Raw genomic sequence first — 5,444 nt, forward strand, 5'->3', positions numbered from 1 at the left:
GCCCGTACCGAGCGTTCCCGGCGGCCGGCCGCCCTCTTCCCGGCCGTGCGCACCGGTGCCCTCGCCGACCCGATCCGCCCGGCCGGCGACGCCGCGGCCGATGCCGACCCCGTGCGCCGTACCGACGCATCCCGGCCTGGGCTAGGTGGCACGCTGTCGAGCCTGAACGATGAGGACGCCCGCGGAGGCGACGGCGGCGAGCTCACCTTCGACGAGTTCGTGGCCGCCTCCGCGGGCCGTCTGCTGCGCACCGCGGTCTTCCTGGTCTATGACCGTCATCTGGCCGAGGACCTCCTGCAGACGACGTATGAACGGGTCGCCCGCCGCTGGACGCGGGTCCGGCGCGGAGGCCGACCGGAGGCGTACGCGCGGACCGTGCTGGTGAACCTCGCCATCGACGACCGCAAGCGCCGCAAGAGACGGTTCGACGTTCCGGTGGGCGGAGCGGAGGACGTGGACCGGCTCGCGGACGCGCGGCGGGCGTACGACGACGGAGGAGCGCCGCTCGACGACGTCCTCGTCCGGCTGCCCGTCAAGCAGCGGGCCGTGATGGTGCTGCGCTACTGGTGCGGGTTGAACGAACAGGAGATCGCCGAGGCCCTCGGCGTCTCACGGGGAACGGTCAAGAGCCACACGGCGCGGGCGATGGCCGCGCTGAGGCGCGAACTGGCAGAGGAGGGCTCGCGGCATGCGTGACGACCTCGAGGACCTGCTCACCGAGCATTACCGGCGCGCCGCCGAGGACATCGAACCGGACGCCGCACTGATCGACCGCTACCGCGGCGCCGCGCGTCCGGCACGGGCGTTCCCGGTGAGATGGGGGCCGCTCGCGGTCGCGGCGGCAGCGGTGGTGCTGGCCGTGCTGACGGGGTGGCTGCTGTGGCCGGACCGGAGCCCGGCACCGGTCGCGCCGCCGATCGCACCGGCCGGGTCGGCTCCGCCGAAGATGCCCAACGCCGACACCACGCCACGGCCGACGCCGACGCCGACCAGAACGGTGTCGCCATCGATGCGAGGACCATCGAACCGGACACCGTCCGCGCGACCGACCGGACTGTCGGTGAGCCCGTCACCGCCGAACTCGGCCAGGCCCCCCGTACCGTCGGCGTCCCCGCGCTGAGCCCAGGGCCTGTCTCGACTGGTTGTCGCTTGTCATCGACCTGCACATCCCTTGGTGAGTCGGCGCGGTCTGTCCGTTGCTCGTCGCGGCGCCGCCCCTCGTCGTCCTGCTGTACGGCGCTCCGTTCTCCTCGTTCATCTGGCGTGACGTCGCCCGCGGTCTGGCCGTGAGTCGTTCGGTGCGCGTCTTCGGCCTGGCCGGAGTCTTCACCGATCTGATCGGCGCTTGGCCTTGGTCGAGGCGGTGTCGTCACCTGCCGTGGGGCAGCGAGTTCTTCGCGCTGGTGGGTGAACACCCCGAGGGTTTGCGGCGGCTGCCGGGACCGCTGTACCGGGTGTTGCCGCGTGAGTATGTCGCCTCGGCCGGTTTCCCCCGGGCGTGCCGGCGGCCTGACCGTCCCGTGGTTCGGCGCGGCCGGTCAGGCCGCGTTCTATCGCCAGGATCGACATATGGCTACGAGCAGGCCTCTGAAACACGGCCTAGGGCCGAACAACAGGTGATCATGCGCGGGCAAAGCTCCGCTCGCCGGCATTGTCGCTCTGATGGTGGTCGGCTTTTCTTCTGTACGGGGAAGGCGTCGGCCGATCGGCAAGAGGTGAGGGCTTTGGCGTGGTCTGTTTCGCCTGCGGTAAAGGCGAAGAAGACGAACTTCGACGCTGGAAGGGCGGTGCGTCGCGGCCGGGGCCTCGTACCGACCAATTGAATGGCACTAGGTGAATTGCCCGCACAAGTGATGGAGAATGCAGCATTGTGTCAGCATCGAGTAAGTCATCGCAATGGCCCGCCGGAAAATGCCCTTTAGCGGGCGAGTGTCTCCACTTAGGGTGTGTTTGATAAGCCGGTCTTGGGTGGTGTCGGCATGTCTGGGTGATCTTGGCCGGTTGGCGTGGTGATGGTCGGTGGATGTCTCGAGTGCCGTGTTATCCCTCGGAGCTGACCGATGCCGAATGGGAGCTGGTGGAGCCGGCGGATTTCCCGCCGTGGCAAACGGTGTACTGGTACCTCGCCCGATGGGAGGAACAGCGCGTCACGCTGCGGCTTCTCGATGCGCTTCGCCGGCAGGTGCGGCTGATCGATGACCGGACGTCCGAGCCGAGCGCGGGGATCATCGATTCTCAGTCGGCCAAAAAGGGGCTTCAGCGTCCCGCCGCGCCGGTGGGCGGTCGAGCGCACGCTGGCCTGGATCACCGCCCACCGCGTCGATGACACGAAGCTCGGCGCCGGGGATGAGGACCCAGGTGCCGTCGTCGCCCCAGCACGCCAGGACGGGGAGGTCGATGGTGCCATAACCGTCCTGGATGCGGTCGGTGGAGGACTGGTCGGCGCGGCGCTGGGTGAGCGGGCGACAGAACGCGGCCTGACCGGCCGCGCCGAGCCACGGGGCGGTCAGGGCATCCAGGGCGCAAGCCGGGGGAACCGGCCGTGGCGACGTACTCGCGCAGCAGCACCCGGTGCAGCGGTTCTGGCAGCCGCCGGAAGACCTCGGGGTGTTCGCCCACCAGCGCGAAGAACTCGCCGCCCCACGGCAGATGACGACACCGCCTCGACCAAGGCCAGGCATCGCTAAGGGACACCACGGTTCACGAGCGCGACGACGTCGGGGCGGGCCGAAGACGTACACCGAACGACTCACGGCCAAGGCACGAGCGACGTCACGCCAGATGAACGAGAAAAACGGAGCGCCGTGCAGCAGGACGACGAGGGGCGGCGCCGGGACGAGCAACGGACGGACTGCGCCGACTCACCAAGCGATGTGCAGGCCGATGACAAGCGACACCAGGCCACGCTTCGACTCGAACACGCTCTTAGATCTCCTCGTCGGCGAGGACGGCGTCGGCGTCGACGATGCGGTAGGCGTAGCCCTGCTCGGCGAGGAAGCGCTGCCGGTGGGCGGCGTAGTCCTGGTCGAGGGTGTCGCGGGCGACCACGGAGTAGAAGCGCGCGCCCTTGCCGGATGACTTCGGGCGCAGCACGCGGCCGAGACGCTGGGCCTCCTCCTGGCGTGACCCGAACGTCCCCGACACCTGGACGGCGACGGCGGCCTCGGGCAGGTCGATGGAGAAGTTGGCCACCTTGGAGACGATCAGCACCGAGATCTCGCCGGACCGGAAGGCGTCGAACAGCCGTTCGCGCTCCTTGACCTTCGTCTCACCCTTGATCACCGGGGCGTCCAGGCGTTCGCCGAGCTCGTCGAGCTGGTCGATGTACTGGCCGATGACCAGGGTCTGTTCGCCGCGGTGGCGTTCGACGAGGGCCTGCACCACCGCCGACTTGGTCGGCGTCGTCGCGCAGAACCGGTAGCGGTCCTCCTGCTCGGCCGTGGCGTACGCGAGCCGCTCGGAATCGGTCAGGGTCACGCGCACCTCGACACAGTCCGCCGGGGCGATCCAGCCCTGCGCCTCCATCTCCTTCCACGGAGCGTCGTACCGCTTGGGCCCGATGAGGGAGAACACGTCACCCTCGCGGCCGTCCTCGCGTACGAGCGTGGCGGTCAGGCCCAGCCGGCGGCGGGTCTGCAGGTCGGCGGTCATCCGGAAGATCGGCGCCGGCAGCAGGTGGACCTCGTCGTACAGGACCAGGCCCCAGTCGCGGGCGTCGAACAGCTCCAGGTGCGTGTAGACGCCCTTCCGCCGGGTCGTCATGACCTGGTACGTCGCGATGGTGACGGGACGGATCTGCTTCTTGGTGCCGGTGTACTCGCCGATCTCCTCCTCGGTCAGCGAGGTGCGGCGCAGCAGCTCCTGCTTCCACTGGTGCGCCGAGACGGTGTTGGTGACGAGGATCAGCGTGGTCGCCGACACGTGCGCCATCGCGGCCGCGCCGACGATCGTCTTTCCGGCGCCACAGGGCAGGACGACCACCCCCGAGCCGCCGTGCCAGAACGAGTCGGCCGCCTCCTGCTGGTAGCCGCGCAGCGCCCAGCCGTCCTCGACCAGGGAGATCGGGTGCGCCTCGCCGTCGACGTAACCGGCGAGGTCCTCGGCCGGCCAGCCGAGCTTCAGCAGTGCCTGCTTGAGCGTCCCGCGCTCGCTCGGGTGCACCGCCACGCTGTCGTCGTCGACCCGCGGGCCGAACATCGACTGGAGCTTCTTGGCGCGCAGCACCTCTTCCAGCACCGCGCGGTCGGAGGAGGCGAGGACCAGCCCGTACGTCGGGTGCTTCTCCAGTCGGAGCCGGCCGTACCGGCCCATCGTGTCGGCGATGTCCACGAGAAGGGCGTGCGGGACCGGGTAGCGCGCGAAGCTGATCAGCGCGTCGATCACCTGCTCGGCGTCGTGGCCGGCCGCCCGCGCGTTCCACAGCGCCAGAGGCGTGATCCGGTAGGTGTGGACGTGCTCGGGCGCGCGTTCGAGCTCGGCGAACGGGGCGATCGCCTTACGGCACTCGGCCGCCGCGTCGTGGTCGACCTCGAGCAGCAGTGTCTTGTCGGACTGGACGATGAGCGGGCCGTCGGTCACGGGAAGCCTTTCGGGAGCCGGGGGTCACAGTCTCCAACAGCCTGAGCCCCCTCGCTGCTTCCCGCGCGGATTGTCGGCCACCCGGGTCAGGGACTGGTGCTGGAGTTGTTCGAGAACTCACCGATCGCATAGAGGGCGATGAAGAGGGCGATGCAGAGGAGGACGTCGACGGCGGCGCAGACCCACGCGGCGATGGTCAGCTTACGGGAGGCCTCCGGGTCGGAGTCCTTCTTGCTCATCGCGATCGCTGCCATGATCACGCCGGGGATCCACAGCAGGCCGCCGCAGCAGAGGAAGCCCTCGATGATGTTGACCACCAGCGCGGCGATGGCCGAGCCGCCGCTCCGCTGGACGGCGGCGGGACCGTACGGGCCGTATCCGTACGGGTCGTACGCGCCCTGGCCGTACGGATTCTGCCCGTATGGATCCTGCCCGTAGGACTGCTGCCCGTACGGGTCCTGCCCCTGGCCGTACTGCCCGTACTGCCCGTACGCGTCGCGCCAGCCCGGCTGACCCTGCGGGTCCTGCCACGTCATGTGACTCTCCTGGATGTCGGCCCCGTGATAGGACGCGCGACAACGGCGTCCGGTTTCAACATTTTGGAGCGGTCAGCCGGCGCCGTCCACGTCGGCGACCCCGGTGATGCGGTGCAGCGCGAACCGGTGCACGGCGGCGCGGGTCGCGTCGTACGCGGTGAGGAAACCGCCCTCGATGCGCGCGGGTTCGATGATGCGGCTGGACGCCTGGCCCTGCTGGTCGAGGTAGCCGATCCACACGCGCCCGCCGCGGTCGGTCGCCTCGCGCAGGCGCTGGACCATCGCCGCCGCCGGGGAGCGGGGCGGCGAGCCGTTCGGGGCCGCGATGCG

At 69.8% G+C, this 5,444-nt stretch carries 6 protein-coding genes; 3 read left to right on the plus strand and 3 right to left on the minus strand.

Annotated features, from left to right (window positions below; all coding sequences use genetic code 11):
* From ACFFNX_RS40900 to ACFFNX_RS40910, 3 genes are all read left to right on the plus strand, one after another.
* Positions 1-696, plus strand: a 696-nt coding sequence (locus ACFFNX_RS40900) for a SigE family RNA polymerase sigma factor (protein WP_378211559.1), incomplete at its 5' end; no start/stop codon positions are given.
* Entirely contained in the window at positions 689-1,120 is a 432-nt protein-coding gene (locus ACFFNX_RS40905; protein ID WP_378211560.1) for a hypothetical protein, read from the plus strand. The genes ACFFNX_RS40900 and ACFFNX_RS40905, both read left to right, overlap by 8 nt.
* Before the next feature lie 903 nt (positions 1,121-2,023).
* Positions 2,024-2,326 carry a hypothetical protein gene (locus tag ACFFNX_RS40910; protein ID WP_378211562.1) on the plus strand — a complete coding sequence of 101 codons (303 nt, stop codon included), beginning with the start codon at positions 2,024-2,026 and terminating at the stop codon, positions 2,324-2,326.
* Positions 2,327-2,925: 599 nt separating this feature from the next.
* Here the strand turns inward: ACFFNX_RS40910 and ACFFNX_RS40915 are convergent.
* From ACFFNX_RS40915 to ACFFNX_RS40925, 3 genes are all read right to left on the minus strand, one after another.
* On the minus strand, positions 2,926-4,578 hold the full coding sequence (locus ACFFNX_RS40915; protein WP_378211564.1) for a DNA repair helicase XPB: 1,653 nt from the start codon (positions 4,576-4,578) through the stop codon (positions 2,926-2,928).
* Positions 4,579-4,664: 86 nt separating this feature from the next.
* Complete coding sequence (locus tag ACFFNX_RS40920) at positions 4,665-5,114, minus strand: DUF4190 domain-containing protein (RefSeq protein ID WP_378211565.1); 450 nt, start codon at positions 5,112-5,114, stop codon at positions 4,665-4,667.
* 72 nt (positions 5,115-5,186) lie between these two features.
* Positions 5,187-5,444, minus strand: a 258-nt coding sequence (locus tag ACFFNX_RS40925; RefSeq protein WP_446678550.1) for a WYL domain-containing protein, incomplete at its 5' end; no start/stop codon positions are given.

It is taken from the genome of Actinoallomurus acaciae (assembly GCF_042429965.1).
Taxonomy (GTDB): Bacteria; Actinomycetota; Actinomycetes; order Streptosporangiales; family Streptosporangiaceae; genus Actinoallomurus; species Actinoallomurus acaciae.